General features: G+C 46.3%; 13 protein-coding genes, 1 rRNA gene and 1 pseudogene. 4 read left to right on the top strand and 11 right to left on the bottom strand.

Annotated features, from left to right (window positions below; all coding sequences use genetic code 11):
- A 16S ribosomal RNA gene (locus IO95_RS23385) occupies positions 1-148 on the bottom strand; the annotation flags it as partial.
- A 499-nt stretch (positions 149-647) separates the two neighbouring features.
- Here IO95_RS23385 and IO95_RS23380 point away from each other — a divergent pair.
- Positions 648-1,337 carry a FadR/GntR family transcriptional regulator gene (locus IO95_RS23380; RefSeq protein WP_023489581.1) on the top strand — a complete coding sequence of 230 codons (690 nt, stop codon included), beginning with the start codon at positions 648-650 and terminating at the stop codon, positions 1,335-1,337.
- A gap of 83 nt (positions 1,338-1,420) precedes the next feature.
- Here IO95_RS23380 and rbsR read toward each other — a convergent pair whose 3' ends face one another.
- The 10 genes and pseudogenes from rbsR to asnA all read right to left on the bottom strand — a co-directional run bounded on the left by rbsR (position 1,421) and on the right by asnA (position 11,876).
- Positions 1,421-2,422, bottom strand: coding sequence for a ribose operon transcriptional repressor RbsR (gene rbsR, locus IO95_RS23375; protein ID WP_037384916.1), 1,002 nt, complete (start codon positions 2,420-2,422; stop codon positions 1,421-1,423).
- Positions 2,423-2,425: 3 nt separating this feature from the next.
- On the bottom strand, positions 2,426-3,355 hold the full coding sequence (gene rbsK / locus IO95_RS23370; RefSeq protein ID WP_023489579.1) for a ribokinase: 930 nt from the start codon (positions 3,353-3,355) through the stop codon (positions 2,426-2,428).
- Positions 3,356-3,416: 61 nt separating this feature from the next.
- Positions 3,417-4,304, bottom strand: a complete 888-nt coding sequence (gene rbsB / locus IO95_RS23365) for a ribose ABC transporter substrate-binding protein RbsB (protein WP_037384913.1) — start codon at positions 4,302-4,304, stop codon at positions 3,417-3,419.
- Between the two features lie 25 nt (positions 4,305-4,329).
- Entirely contained in the window at positions 4,330-5,298 is a 969-nt protein-coding gene (gene rbsC, locus IO95_RS23360) for a ribose ABC transporter permease (RefSeq protein WP_023490701.1), read from the bottom strand.
- Between the two features lie 6 nt (positions 5,299-5,304).
- The gene (gene rbsA / locus IO95_RS23355) at positions 5,305-6,810 is read right to left on the bottom strand and encodes a ribose ABC transporter ATP-binding protein RbsA (protein ID WP_023490700.1); all 1,506 of its coding nucleotides are present in this window, start codon (positions 6,808-6,810) and stop codon (positions 5,305-5,307) included.
- Between the two features lie 7 nt (positions 6,811-6,817).
- On the bottom strand, positions 6,818-7,237 hold the full coding sequence (gene rbsD / locus IO95_RS23350) for a D-ribose pyranase (RefSeq protein WP_023490699.1): 420 nt from the start codon (positions 7,235-7,237) through the stop codon (positions 6,818-6,820).
- A 208-nt stretch (positions 7,238-7,445) separates the two neighbouring features.
- Positions 7,446-9,314 carry a low affinity potassium transporter Kup gene (kup, locus tag IO95_RS23345; protein ID WP_037384911.1) on the bottom strand — a complete coding sequence of 623 codons (1,869 nt, stop codon included), beginning with the start codon at positions 9,312-9,314 and terminating at the stop codon, positions 7,446-7,448.
- Positions 9,315-9,503: 189 nt separating this feature from the next.
- Entirely contained in the window at positions 9,504-10,529 is a 1,026-nt protein-coding gene (locus IO95_RS23340; RefSeq protein ID WP_023492807.1) for an ATP-binding protein, read from the bottom strand.
- 59 nt (positions 10,530-10,588) lie between these two features.
- A pseudogene (locus IO95_RS24600) lies at positions 10,589-10,879 on the bottom strand (zinc ribbon domain-containing protein); the annotation flags it as partial.
- A 4-nt stretch (positions 10,880-10,883) separates the two neighbouring features.
- Positions 10,884-11,876: an aspartate--ammonia ligase gene (gene asnA, locus IO95_RS23335; RefSeq protein WP_037384909.1), complete on the bottom strand. Its 993-nt coding sequence runs from the start codon at positions 11,874-11,876 to the stop codon at positions 10,884-10,886.
- A 155-nt stretch (positions 11,877-12,031) separates the two neighbouring features.
- Between asnA and asnC the strand changes: the two genes are divergently transcribed.
- The 3 genes from asnC to mnmG all read left to right on the top strand — a co-directional run bounded on the left by asnC (position 12,032) and on the right by mnmG (position 15,351).
- Positions 12,032-12,493: a transcriptional regulator AsnC gene (asnC, locus tag IO95_RS23330; protein ID WP_037384906.1), complete on the top strand. Its 462-nt coding sequence runs from the start codon at positions 12,032-12,034 to the stop codon at positions 12,491-12,493.
- A gap of 146 nt (positions 12,494-12,639) precedes the next feature.
- On the top strand, positions 12,640-13,080 hold the full coding sequence (mioC, locus tag IO95_RS23325) for an FMN-binding protein MioC (RefSeq protein ID WP_037384903.1): 441 nt from the start codon (positions 12,640-12,642) through the stop codon (positions 13,078-13,080).
- A gap of 381 nt (positions 13,081-13,461) precedes the next feature.
- Complete coding sequence (gene mnmG, locus IO95_RS23320) at positions 13,462-15,351, top strand: tRNA uridine-5-carboxymethylaminomethyl(34) synthesis enzyme MnmG (RefSeq protein WP_037384900.1); 1,890 nt, start codon at positions 13,462-13,464, stop codon at positions 15,349-15,351.
- Positions 15,352-15,390: the final 39 nt, after the last annotated feature.

Raw genomic sequence — 15,390 nt, 5'->3', positions numbered from 1 at the left:
CCCCCTCCATCAGGCAGTTTCCCAGACATTACTCACCCGTCCGCCGCTCGTCACCCAGGGAGCAAGCTCCCCTGTGCTACCGCTCGACTTGCATGTGTTAAGCCTGCCGCCAGCGTTCAATCTGAGCCATGATCAAACTCTTCAATTAAAAGCTTGATTTGCTAAGTTAATAGCGATGCTCAAAGATTACTGCATGAATTTTACTTACATGAGTCACTCTTTAAGACTTGATATTTTTTTGTTGCCGAAGCAACTGGATATCGTCTTTGTGAGTGCCCACACAGATTGTCTGATAAATTGTTAAAGAGCATGGTTACCAAAACTTCCTGGTAACGCGGGAGGCAGATAATACGCTTTCCCGCTGAAGAGTCAACCTTTTTCTCTACAAGAGACGGTGTTTTCACCGGGTTGCTTCTTCCTGCCTGGGCGACTTGTCAGCCGTTGTTCCCGAGCAGTGGAGGCGCATTATAGGGAGTTCTCAGTTCACCGCAACCCCTAAATTCAAAAAACATTTCAACCGCGTCTTTTTTCGGCAAAGCGCGCTTTTATTCATCTTTTTATCTCTTTTTATTCGGAAAATAGCCATAAACCAGGCTCGCTCTGACGTAAACTGACGGATAACGATGCAGTCAAAGGAAATAGTTGTCATGCAATTTAATATTCAACAACAGGCCGCACAGCGTAATCTTTCCTATTTGCTTGCGGAAAAGCTTGGCCGAAAAATTCTGGCTGGTGAATATCAGGCTGGCTCTATTCTTCCTGGCGAGATGGAGTTGGGAGAAAAATTTGGAGTTAGTCGCACCGCAGTACGTGAAGCGGTAAAAATACTGGCAGCCAAAGGGATGCTGTTGCCACGTCCACGAATTGGTACTCGCGTCATGCCACAAAACCAATGGAATTTTCTCGATCAAGATTTATTGACCTGGTGGATGACAAAGGAGAACTTCGACCAGATTATGCAGCATTTTCTTATCCTGCGGGCTTCTCTGGAACCCCAAGCATGCTCACTGGCCGCAACTCAAGCGACACCACATCAGAAAACGCAATTAACTCTCTTGATGGCAGAAATGAAAGCACTGCACATTAATTTTGACCGTGACCACTGGATTGATATCGATACCCGCTACCATCAGCTTATATACCAAGCCAGCGATAATCCGTTTCTGATTTCATTTGCCAACCTTTTCAGCTCGGTTTATCGAAACTATTTTCAAGCTATTACCGACAATGAAGTCATCAAGCTACAACAACATCAAGCCATTGTTGATGCCATCATAGCGGGTGACAGTATCTCGGCATTGACTGCCTGTCAGATATTGTTACAAGACAACACTTAAATGAAGATGGGGATAACCCTAGATGGCGGCGATGTTGAACCTTGCAAGGGGTTGGCTGGTCACTTAGTTTGACATCTGTTGAGTTAACGCTGACCAACGGAAGCTCGTTGCATCAATTCAGGTGTCAGCACCAGAAGTTGAGCATCACGCTCAGGATCCTGCAATCGATTGATTAATGCGTCGATCGCCAGTTCTCCCAAGGAGTCTTTCGGTTGATGAATAGTGCTTAGTGGGGGAACCAGATACTGTGCAAGCTCAATATCGTCATATCCAATGACTGCCATATCCCTCGGTACCACAAGCCCCGCCTGATATAGTGCCTGATAAACCCCCACAGCAATGGCATCATTCCCTGCAAATACCGCATGTGGCGGATTATCCAGTGCCAAGAGTTGTTTCATGGCGTTGACTCCACCAGCAAACTCAAAATCGCAATGTACTTCATAGCCTAGCAAAATTTCGAGCCCAGCACGTTGCATGGCACGGCGATAACCTTCCAAACGATGGCCCGCGGTCATTTTATCCTGCGGCCCAGCAATACACGCTATTTGGCGGTAGCCCCTGGCAATCAGATGATCGGTTGCCATTTCGCCCCCCAATAACGAGTTATCCTTAATAATATCGTTGGCTCCATCGAATGGGGACCAATCCATCATCACGATAGGTAAAGAGGGGTAACGGCTAAACGCATCTTGTGAAGTTCGATGATTCTCAGTACACATAACCAACAAACCATCAACACGCTTTTGCAGCAGTGTTTCAATACTGTGGTTCATTCGCTCCAGGTCTTCTTCGGTATTACACAAGATCAAGCTATAACCACGTTCGTAACAGCTTCGTTCAACACCACGGACTACTTCGGCATAGAAAGGGTTATTACTGGATGTCACCAACATACCAATAGTATGCGTGGTGTTAAGTTTCAGGCTGCGGGCCAAAGCGGAGGGAGCATAATTAAGTTGTTCTATCGCCACCATGACTTTGGCGCGCACACTATCACTGACAAAGCGATTATTATTAATCACATGTGACACTGTCGAGGTTGAAACACCCGCCAAGCGGGCGACATCTTTCATGGTAGCCAAAATTTACCCCTGGTGCTGCAGGAAGGTGTCTATCTCTTCTCGCCATGGTACTGAGGGTTGAGCGCCTGGGCGAGTAACCGCTATCGCTGCTGCCGCATGGGCAAATCGCACCGCCTCACTGATTGCTTTGCCTTCAAGTAAAGCGGTAACCAATGCACCATTGAACGTATCACCAGCCGCTATGGTGTCCACTGCTTTAACCTTAAAACCGGGAACCAGTTTGCCACCATCACCCTGTTCACTTAACCACACACCTCGGCTACCAAGGGTAATAATCACACGGCTAATGCCTTTATCATGTAATACCTTGGCAGCTCGGGCGGCATCGTCATCATTATTGATGGCAATACCCGTGAGTCGCTGTGCTTCTGTTTCATTTGGGGTGATCATATCGACCATCGCCAGCAAATCATCAGGTAATTCACAGGCAGGCGCGGGGTTAAGAATAACCTGAGTCTGGTGCTGTTTTGCCAGTTTGGCTGCGGCTATCACCGTTTCAAGTGGTGACTCAAGCTGCATCAATAGCGCATCAGCATCAATCACTGTTTGTTGATAGCGACGGAGATAATCAGGGGTCACGGCAGCATTGGCTCCCGCATCAATCCCAATAACATTTTCACCGTCTTCATTGACAAAAATCAGGGCGACACCAGTGGTGTTACCAGGAATAGCTTCTATTGGTTGGGTATCAATGCGATCAGTAACCAGTTGTTGGCGAATACGTTCACCAATATCATCAGCGCCAACACAGGCAATAAAGGTAATATCAGCCCCACTACGCCCAGCAGCGACCGCCTGATTAGCTCCTTTGCCACCAAAAGCAACTTTATACTGCTTGCCTATCACCGTTTCGCCCGGCAAAGGAAATTGTTTTACATTGAGGATATGGTCGGCGTTGATACTGCCTAACACCACCAACTTGCCAGTTTGCATCGCATTGATTCCAGAAAATTACGCGCCATCGTGATAACCACATTGATGGCGCAGAGATGACTTATTTAGTGATCAGTTTCAAGTCAACCGGAATAGTGGCTGGAACCTTCTCGCCTTTCAGTACTTTGTTGGCAGTTTCAACACCCATAGCACCAATCTGCTCTGGACGTTGCGCCACGGTTGCAGCCATTTTACCGCCCTCTACCGCTTTCACCCCATCATCAGTACCATCAAAACCCACTACCACAACATCCGTTTTACCGGCAGTTTGCAATGCACGTAATGCACCCAGCGCCATCTCATCGTTTTGAGCAAATACAGCCTGCACATCTGGATGAGCTGTTAGCAGGTTTTGCATAACGTTCAGGCCTTTAGTGCGATCAAAGTCTGCAGGTTGGCTAGCCAGTAACTTAAATTTGTGTTGCTCCAGTGCTTGTTTGAAACCTTCGCCACGCTCACGTGCTGCAGAAGTCCCTGCGATACCTTCCAATTGGATAACTTTGGCATCAGCACCCACTTTCTTAGCAATAAAATCACCTGCCATTTTACCGCCAGCACGGTTATCAGAGGCGATATGACTAACAACATCACCTTTAGATGCCATACGGTCCAATGTAATAACCGGGATCTTGTTCATATTAGCCATCTTGATGGCATTACCTACCGCATCAGAATCTGTCGGGTTAATCAGTAATAGTTTTGGGCTCTGTACCACCAGATCTTGTACGTTTCCCAGTTCTTTAGCAGGGTTGTTCTGAGAATCCAACACCACCAGGTTGTAGCCCAGTTTGTCAGCTTCTTTTTGTGCACCCTCTTTCATGGCAACAAAGAAGGGGTTATTAAGGGTAGACACTACCAGAGCAATAGTATCTTTTGCCAAAGCATTAACACTCAAGGTTGCAGTCAACGCAAAAGCTGAAACTAAAGTTGCCAGTTTTTTCATTTTCATGGTCGATATTCCTGTAATGGAGAGGTTACTTGCTACTTTTGTCATCTACCAAAACCGCCAGCAAAATAACCACTGCCTTGACGATCATTTGGTAGTAAGAAGAAACACCCAACAAATTCAAACCATTGCTCAAGAAGCCAAGGATCAGCGCCCCGATCAGTGTACCAACGATCCGCCCTTTACCACCCGCCAGGCTGGTTCCCCCCAAAACGACCGCAGCAATGGCATCCAGTTCATAACCGGTACCTGCCGTGGGTTGTGCCGAGGATAAGCGTGCTACTTCTATCACTCCCGCCAGGGCAGCTAACAACCCGCACAGTGAGTAAACGATGATTTTCACTCTATCGATATTAATGCCGGAAAGACGAGTTGCGGCTTCATTGCCCCCCAAAGCATAGATATAACGGCCCAGGCGGGTATGGTGCAGCATATACCATGCAGCAATAAACACGATAGCCATGATCCAAATTGGCGTAGGCACCCCCAACGGGCGGCCAATACCAAACCAGCCAAAGGCATCAGCAACATCAGTAAAACCGGTGTTGATCGGGCTGCCATTGGTGTACACCATGGTGACACCACGGAGTAACAGCATCATCACCAAGGTTGCAATAAATGCCTGAACTTTACCTTTGGCTACAATAAACCCGGTACCGGCGCCTACAAGAGCACCTAATGCCAGCGCAGCAGCAACCGCAGCGACGGCATTGATTTCAAGCCCTACCATAGAGGCAGCTATCGCACCAGTCAGCGCCAGTAATGAGCCTACTGAGAGATCAATACCAGAAGTGAGGATCACCAACGTCATCCCGACCGCCATAATGGCGTTCACTGATGTCTGCTGTAGGATATTGAACAGGTTATTGACAGTGAAAAAATTCGGGCTCATTGAAGAAACCACGGCAATCAGCACCAGCAGCGCTATCAGTGATTTTTGCTCCAACAGCCACTCTTTACTAAACCAGCGCTTAGCCGCGACAGTCTGTGAACTCATATCTGATTACTCCTGCTTTACGCCGTATTGCTTGCCGACAGCGGCAGCCATCAGCACTTCCTGGGTAGCCTGTTCAATTGGGAACTCTCCGGTGAGATGACCTTCATGCATAACCAAAATGCGATCACTCATTCCCAGTACTTCAGGCATTTCCGAAGAGACCAGAATGATGCTCAACCCTTCCTGCTTAAACTGATTAATTAACTGATAAATCTCTTTCTTCGCCCCGACATCGACACCACGAGTAGGTTCATCAAGGATCAACACTTTTGGCCGAGTCATCAAACCGCGAGCTATCGCCACCTTTTGCTGATTTCCGCCGGAAAGTAACCCAATAGGCTGTTCCATTGAAGGGGTTTTTATATTGAACAAACGGATAAAATCACTCACGGCGACTTGTTCATCTGAATGCTTCAAGCTACCACCAGCACGGCTGAAATAACGCAGGGCAGTAAGCGACATATTTTCCTTTACTGACATCCCCAGTACCAGGCCATCACGCTTACGGTCTTCAGAAATATAGACGATGCCGTTTGCCAGACCATCTTGGGGAGAGTGGGTGATCACATCATGACCATCCAGATTCACTGTGCCACTTTTGCGTGGTGCAGCGCCATATAGGATTTTCATTAACTCGGTACGGCCAGCACCCATCAAGCCAGCAACACCCAAAATCTCACCGCTGTACAGAGTAAAGCTGACATCATTAACACCCGGGCCGGAAACATGGCTAACTTGCAGACGTTTTTCACCTCGAGGCAAGTTCAGGCGTGGATATTGCTCTTCCAATTTGCGCCCAACCATCATTTCAATCAGCGTATCTTCCTGCAATTGAACAACCGGCTGTTCAGCAATAAACTGCCCATCACGGAAAATGGTCACATCGTCGCAGATTTCAAAGATCTCTTTCAGTCGATGGGAAATATAAACAATGCCACACCCTTCGGCTTTCAGCTCATTGATCACATTGAACAGAGAGGCAGTTTCAGTGTCGGTCAGCGCATCGGTAGGTTCATCCATGATGATAACTTTAGATTCAAAGCTCAACACTTTGGCGATTTCCACCATTTGCTGATCACCAATCGACAATTCCCCGACCAGACGGTGGCTGCTATAACGCAGGTTGAGGCGTGCCAGCAGTTTGTCCGCTTCGGCATACATACGTTTCCAGTCAATGCGGCCAAACCGATTGACAAATTCACGCCCCAAAAAGATATTTTCAGCAATGGTTAGCTGTGGGATCAGGTTCAGTTCCTGATGAATGATGCCGATGCCCGCCTCCTGCGAATCCTTCGGCCCATTGAAGGTCACTTCTTTACCAAGATAGTACTGACTGCCAGCATCTTTGCTGTAAATACCAGTAAGCACTTTCATCATGGTTGACTTTCCGGCACCGTTTTCCCCCACCAACGCCATTACCCTACCTGGGTAAACGCTGAGGGCAGCGCCAGAAAGTGCTTTCACGCCGGGAAAGGCTTTATCAATCCCTTTAAGTTCCAGTAAAGGTTGCATAAATGCCTCAGAATGTTACGCCGGCGCAGAGGATCACATTCGCATAAGGCGAACATTCTCCACTGCGTATCACCGCCCGGCTATGTTCAGTTTGCACTTTAAAAGCACTATGGCTGATATAGCTTACACTGATGGTGTTTCCCTGGAGTTGGCCAATTTGTTTTAGTTGAGCCAGTAACATTTCATGGAGCGACGGATTATTTTTAACAATCTCTTCCGCCAGAATAGCGCTTTCTACCTGCATTTCCTGCGTGACCACGCCGACAACCTGTAAGAATGTCGGCACACCTTGAGTCAGAGCCAAGTCAATACGCTGCGTTGTCGCCGGAATCGGCAGTCCCGCATCGCAAATCGTGATCTGATCAGTATGTCCGAGGCGAGATACAACCGCAGAAACATCACAATTCAGTAGTACGCCTTTTTTCATTTTTTAGATTAACTCCAACAGCGAAACGTTTCGCTCACCATAGAGTTTAGAAAAATTTCTGAGAAAGACAACTCAATAATCGAAAAAATGTGATCGCCATCGAAACGTTTCGCTTACCTGGTTAATTTCATTCAAGCTACCGTTTACCTACCTCTGTAACTTGAATGATTCGATGAGAAAATTTGATTTAATTAATAAATTCAGATTGTTATATCTCCACTTGGGTACCCAGTTCTAGAACTCGATTAGGTGGGATCTCAAACTGATCGGCAGCCCTCAGCGCGTTACGGCTTAATGCAATAAACAATTTCCCCCTCAGTAGCAAATACCAGGGGCGTTTACTCAGTATCAGTGACTCATGGGACATAAAAAACGATGTTTCCATCATTCGGCAAGGTAACCCTTCCAATCCGCAACGGTGAAAAATATCCTCAACATTAGGTCTTTCACGCCAACCATAGCGAGCGACAACACGCCAGAAAGTCGGCGATAACTGTTCAATTGTCACCCGTTGGACATTAGGCACATAGGGGGCATCTTCGGTACGCAAGGTAAGCAGGACAACACGTTCATGTAATACTTTGTTGTGCTTTAAGTTATGTAGTAACGCAAATGGAATGACATTAATCGCACGCGACATAAACACCGCCGTTCCAGGAACGCGAACCGGGGGAGATTTCTCCAATGAAGCTATCATTGCTTCAAGAGAGTTACCGTGTTCGTGCATCTGACGCAACAAGCGAAAACGTTCACTTTTCCAAGTTGTCATGATAATGAACATCATCAATGCCATCACCAGTGGCAGCCAACCGCCGGAAAAGAGTTTCATCGCATTGGCTAAGAACATAGGAACATCAATAATCAGCAATATCAGTAAAATACTCAGTACAAAATAGCGGTTCCAATGCCAATTTTTAATCGCAACGCAAGTAATAAGAATACTGGTCAACACCATGGTGCCAGTAACAGCGATACCGTAAGCCGCTGCCAGATTACTGGAGTGTTCAAAACCGACAATCACCAAGATGACAGCAAGATAGAGTGTCCAGTTAATCACCGGGATATAAATCTGGCCAGACTCCATCTCCGAGGTATGAATAATACGCATCGGCGACAAATACCCCAGACGCACCGCCTGACGAGTCAATGAAAACACGCCGGAAATGACTGCCTGAGAAGCGATAACAGTAGCCAATGTGGCAAGAATCAGCAAAGGAATCAGCGCCCAGTCAGGAGCAAGCAAGAAGAACGGGTTTTTGATGGCCTCGGGTGATTTCAGCAACAACGCCCCTTGACCGAAATAATTGAGTACCAATGAAGGTAACACCACCGCAAACCAAGCCAAACGGATTGGAAATTTACCAAAGTGGCCCATATCGGCATACAAGGCTTCCACTCCGGTAATTGCAAGAACCACCGCTCCCATGGCAAAAAAGGAGACTGTCTTATATTCAACAAAGAAGTTGAATGCCCACTTAGGGTTGAGGGCCTGCAACACTTCAGGATTAGCAATAATACTGCGCACACCGAGTAACGCCAACGCGATGAACCACAGCAACATTACTGGCGCAAAAAGTTTGCCGACGCTGCCGGTACCATGCTTTTGGATAGCAAATAATAGAGTCAAAACCAGAATGGACAAAGGAACGATATAGGGTTCGAGTGAAGGTGCGGCGATTCCCAACCCTTCAATTGCCGACATAACCGATATCGCCGGGGTAATTACCACCTCGCCATAAAAGAAGCTGCCACCAACCAAACCCAGAATAACCAATAATGACGTGGTACGTGCCGATGTATTGCGCCCGGCCAACGACATCAAGGTCAGAATACCCCCTTCACCCGCATTATCTGCACGCATAACGTAAGTGAGGTACTTCAAAGAAACGATAACAATCAACATCCAAAAAATAAGAGATAAAAACCCGAATACCACATCAGGACGGACCTCAAAACCATAGTGCCCAGAAAAACACTCTCTTAAGGTATAGAGCGGGCTGGTCCCTATATCACCATAAACCACCCCAATTGCTGCCAGAGTGACTGCCGATAACGGCTGCTTGTGTTCAGTATTCATAATTTTTTTTGCTAGCTCAACCAACTATCCCTACCAAAAAATACCCCAGTTGTTTCACGTTACGTAAAAATCCGCAAACACTAGGGACACACTGTATGCATCATTTAACCTGCATACCTATGCTTATCACTGATGATAAAAATAAACAAAATATGAATAACCCTGTGGGCTCCTACCTTGATGGAGCAGTTACCACTTTGAAGGTAAATACTGGATATAATACAAAGGCATCACCATGTTGGTTTGCTCTAATGGTGAAGAACCTTGCGTACCAGTTAATTTAAATGTTTTTCTTGGTGCGCACTTTTCTATATAGGAGGCCAGCGATTTAGCGCGTGTCCTTTTGCCGCTTTTTACTTCTATTGGGACAATATTGCCCTCATTATTTGAGATAATGAATTCGATTTCTGCGCGAGCATCATTCCACGAATAGCTAGGGTCAACGCCAATGGCAGCAAGCTCTTGTTGTACAAAATTTTCAGCTATATAACCTTTGTACTCATAGTGTTGCTGTTTAATTTCTTTATAACTGCTGCCCAACATATGGTTAAGCAAGCCCACATCAAACAGAAATAATTTAACCTTATTTTCTTTTTTGTAGGCAGCAAGTGGGGCTTTGGGCGTACCTTCAATGGGGTAGTTAGCCAGCGCCAAACGGCAGCATCTTAACCAATGGATAGCGGTTTCAAAATCGCTATAGCGATATTTACGGTTATGGACGTTTTTAAACTTAAAGCGTTTAACCGATTCATCTAAAACCAGGGAAAGCTGCGCGGGTATGCTATTGAACACTGACTCAATCAATGTTGCATCAACCTTACCGGCGTATTTAGCAAAATCACGTTGGTAGCCTGCGACTAAATCAGCATGAATTTTAGCGACCTTTGCAACGCGCTCTAAAATGCCCAACTCTTTGAATTGGTACCAAGCGACAACCGCTTCCGGCATGCCACCAGTAAAAAAGTAATCCGTCAGCTTATCCATCAATTTGCTATGCGCTGCGGGAGTACTAGCTTGCGTATCGAATGCCTTGATCAACGCCGATTCTTTTGAGGCATAAATAAATTCTTGGAAGGTAAGTGGGCGTAAATTGTATTGCTCGACCTTGCCAACAGGAAAGGCGTTAAGCGGTTTGCTAAAGTGGATAACGTATATCAGGAAGCCACTGTGCGATAGCGAACTGAATGAATACGAACCATTATCATCCGTTCTCATTACAAAATAGACAGGGTTGACATCCTCTCCGCCCTAAAGGGCGAAGACCCCTACAACATTCAGACTGAAGTCTGACTCGACTCGGCGGGTTCCTGCCTCATCGAGCGGCCTAAAGCTGCCCTCTCTCCACAGACTAACGCGGCGTGCCCCGCCGCTAAAATATTACGCGCGCCGTTTATATCAGCGTTTTCTGTATATCCACATTCCATACACCTGAACTGACTTTGTGACTGGCGGTTTTCTTTCCTTGTATGACCACAGCAAGCGCATTGCTGGCTGGTGTAGGCCGGATTAATCGCCAGCACATGACCACCCCACCAGCACTGCTTGTACTCAAGCTGGCGGCGCTGATACTTATAACAACCCTTCTACAGTTTCACGCACTTCTGGCGCCCATACACCGCACTGCACCTGACCAATATGTGGCAATTGCAGTAACAGCATCACCAGACGAGATTGCCCAATACCACCACCAATGGTCTGTGGCATTTCGCCACGCAATAATGATTGGTGCCATTCCAACTTCAGACGATCCAAATCGTCAGTCAAGGTCAGTTGACGTTGCAGGGCTTCAGCATCAACCCGGATCCCCATCGACGAAAGCTCAAATGCGTCTTGCAATACTGGGTTCCACACCAAAATATCGCCATTTAACCCAGCACCATTTTCACTATCTGCCGTGGTCCAGTCATCATAATCCGGTGCTCGTACATCATGGGATTTACCATGAGAAAGCTTACCACCAATACCAATCAGGAATACCGCGCCCAATTCTTTGGCAATAGCACGCTCACGGCCTTTGGCATCCAGTTCTGGATAACGTTGCAGTAGGGTTTCGCTGTGAACAAAGTGGATCTGCTCTGGCAGGAACGGTACTAAACCATATTTCTGGCTAACCGCGAGTTCCGTATCCTTTATTGCAGCATAGATCTGCTTAACCGTCTTTTTCAGATAAGCCAGGTCACGCTCACCATCACCCATGACGCGTTCCCAGTCCCATTGATCCACATACACTGAATGAATCGGGGTCAGACGATCTTCGTCCGGACGCAGCGCTTTCATATGGGTATACAGACCCTCACCAGCACTGAAATCGTAGCTACCCAGTGTTTTACGTTTCCATTTAGCCAATGAATGCACTACTTCAAACGTAGATGCAGGCAAGCTTTTCACCTTTACTTGAACCGCTTTCTCACTACCGGAAAGGTTGTCTTGAGTGCCATCACCGAGTCGACTGAGGATTGGAGCCTGAACTTCAATCAAACCAAGCTGTTGTTCCAGTTGGTTGGAAAAGAAGGATTTCACAAAGCTGATCTGTTGCTGTTTTTGAATATACTGCTTTTTCATTACGGTATCTCTTTAATAACCTGTTTAGTTGCCAACGATTAAGCAACAGAATGATACTTGAATTCAATATCCATCAATAAATATTGCCTTTTTCTTTTTAATCGTTCATTTTTAATCCGTAATAATTCAATAATCATCAATTAAAGAGGGTTTTAATGGCAGAAATTTATCAGATCGATAATCTCGATCGCGGCATTCTGAACGCCTTAATGGAAAATGCCAGAACACCTTATGCTGAACTGGCAAAAAACTTTAGTGTTAGCCCGGGCACCATTCATGTACGGGTTGAGAAAATGAAACAGGCGGGGATCATTACCGGTACCCGAGTTGATATCGATCCTAAACAACTGGGTTATGATGTCTGCTGCTTTATCGGCATTATCTTAAAGAGTGCCAAGGATTACCCTTCAGCCCTAAAAAAACTGGAAAATCTGGAAGAGGTGGTTGAAGCCTACTATACCACTGGCCACTATAGTGTATTCATCAAGGTTATGTGTCGTTCGATAGACGCATTGCAGCAGGTCCTTATCAATAAGATCCAGACTATCGACGAGATCCAGTCAACAGAAACCCTGATCTCGCTGCAGAATCCCATTATGCGTACCATCACACCTTAGTACTGATTCTATCCACATTTATCCAAGTTGCGTCCAACCCGCCTACAGCTTGGATAAATGCTAAAACATACACATATTATCCACTGCTAGATCCCAACTAATTCACAGCGTACAATAGCTCCTCTTCAGCAAGGTTAGGATCATTCATGGCAGACATTACTCTAATCAGTGGCAGTACGCTTGGCAGTGCAGAATATGTTGCAGAACACTTAGCCGAACAGCTCGAAGCAGCGGGTTTCTCAACCGAAATATTGCATGGTCCGGAATTGGATGAACTGACGTTATCTGGCTTATGGTTGGTGATATCTTCTACTCATGGAGCCGGCGATTTACCAGAAAACCTGCAATCCCTGGTGGAACAGATTAAACAACAACAACCGGATTTATCCTTGGTGAAGTTTGGCGCCGTGGGGTTAGGTAGTTCTGAGTACGATACTTTCTGCGGGGCGATCAAACAGCTTGATGAGCTTCTGCAAGAAAATGGCGCAAAAAGGATCGGTTCACGTCTTGAGATCGACGTCACCCAACATGAGATCCCCGAAGATCCCGCCGAAAAATGGCTCAGTGATTGGATTATTTTGCTCTAATTGATTAAATAATAAGCGAACGATTGTGTATAACTAGGCTTTAAAGCAGGGGAAAACCCGTAGTTATCCCTATAATAACTTAGGTACTCGGCTAGGCCTGTGTATAACATGCCTTTTAGATCCCAGCTTATACTGACCAGGATCACCGATCATTCACAGTAAATGATCCTCTTTAATTTAATGATATAAATAGAGAATGTTGAGTTATGCACAGAAGATCGTGATCCTAATAAGAGATCTAATAAAGAGATCTTTAAATAAAAAGATCTTCTTTTTATTACCCGTCGATCCTGACCACTTGGTCGATCGTCTAAACTTGAGTAGAATCCCTCCCCCAGGACAAACAATGATTGTTCGCCAGTTCTTTTGAGGTGCTGTTCCATGTTTTATCCAGAGCAATTTGACGTCATTATTATCGGTGGTGGCCATGCTGGCACTGAAGCAGCCATGGCTGCTGCGCGTATGGGGCGTCAAACGTTATTACTGACTCACAATATCGATACGCTTGGACAAATGTCCTGTAACCCGGCGATTGGTGGTATTGGTAAAGGGCATCTGGTTAAAGAAATTGATGCACTTGGCGGCTTAATGGCGACGGCGATCGATCAGGCTGGGATCCAGTTTAGAATACTAAACGCCAGTAAAGGACCGGCTGTCAGAGCCACCCGCGCTCAGGCAGATCGTGTGCTGTATCGCCAAGCAATTCGCACAGCGTTAGAAAACCAACCTAATTTGATGGTCTTTCAACAAGCGGTTGAAGACTTGATTGTCGAAAATGATCGTGTTGTTGGTGCGGTTACCCAGATGGGATTAAAATTCCGCGCCAAAGCGGTCGTCCTGACGGTGGGAACCTTCCTTGATGGCAAGATCCATATCGGGTTGGAAAACTACAGTGGTGGCCGAGCAGGAGATCCGCCATCGATCTCTTTATCACGACGTCTGCGTGAGCTGCCGTTGCGTGTCAATCGTCTAAAAACGGGCACACCACCCCGTATTGATGCGCGAACAATTGATTTTAATCTGTTAGAACCACAGTTTGGGGATACCCCACTCCCAGTGTTCTCTTTTTTAGGGAATGCTAACCAGCATCCGCAACAGCTACCTTGCTATATCACCTATACCAATGAAAAAACGCATGAAGTGATCCGTAGCAACCTTGATCGTAGTCCAATGTATGCCGGGATCATCGAAGGGATCGGGCCACGTTATTGCCCATCGATCGAAGACAAAGTCATGCGCTTTGCTGATCGTAATGCACACCAGATCTTCCTTGAACCGGAAGGTTTAACCAGTAACGAAATTTATCCCAACGGTATTTCTACCAGTCTGCCTTTTGACGTACAGATGCAAATTGTTCGTTCAATGAAAGGAATGCAGAATGCCCGTATTGTTCGCCCTGGTTATGCTATTGAATATGACTTCTTTGATCCTCGGGACTTAAAACCAACGTTGGAAAGCAAATTTATCCAGGGGCTGTTCTTTGCTGGCCAGATAAATGGGACCACCGGTTATGAAGAAGCTGCCGCACAAGGTTTGTTGGCTGGCTTGAATGCTGCACTCCATGCTACGGAACAGGAAGGGTGGTCACCACGCCGCGATCAGGCTTATCTTGGTGTGCTGGTGGATGATCTCAGTACATTAGGCACCAAAGAACCATACCGTATGTTTACCTCGCGCGCTGAGTATCGTCTGATGCTACGTGAAGATAACGCAGATTTGCGCCTGACAGAAAAAGGCCGTGAATTGGGATTGGTTGATGATGTACGTTGGCAGCGTTACTGTGAGAAGTTGGAGCGCATTGAGCAAGAACGTCAGCGCTTGCGTAATATCCTGGTCCATCCGCATTCAGAGCATGTGGAACTGGTTAATGTTCTGTTGAAATCGCCATTATCGCGAGAAACTAACGGCGAAGAGCTTTTGCGCCGCCCAGAGGTCGATTATCGCCTATTAACCTCCGTGGCTGTTTTCGCTCCGGCACTCACTGATTTACAAGCTGCCGAACAAGTAGAAATTCAGGTTAAATACGAAGGATATATTGCCCGTCAACAAGATGAGATCGAAAAACACCAGCGTCATGAGAATACCGTATTGCCGCTGGATCTTGATTATCGCCAGGTTTCAGGTTTATCGAATGAAGTGATTGCCAAACTTAACGATCATAAACCTAACTCGATCGGTCAGGCTTCTCGTATTTCAGGCATTACCCCGGCGGCGATCTCTATTTTATTGATCTGGTTAAAAAAACAAGGGTTATTGCGGCATAGTGCCTAATACTGTTCTATGGTCGTTTCGTTTCTACTGAGAAACGGC

This window comes from Serratia sp. DD3 (assembly GCF_000496755.2).
The sequence above is the reverse complement of the archived record's forward strand: the minus strand, read 5'-3'. Positions and strand labels throughout refer to the sequence as shown.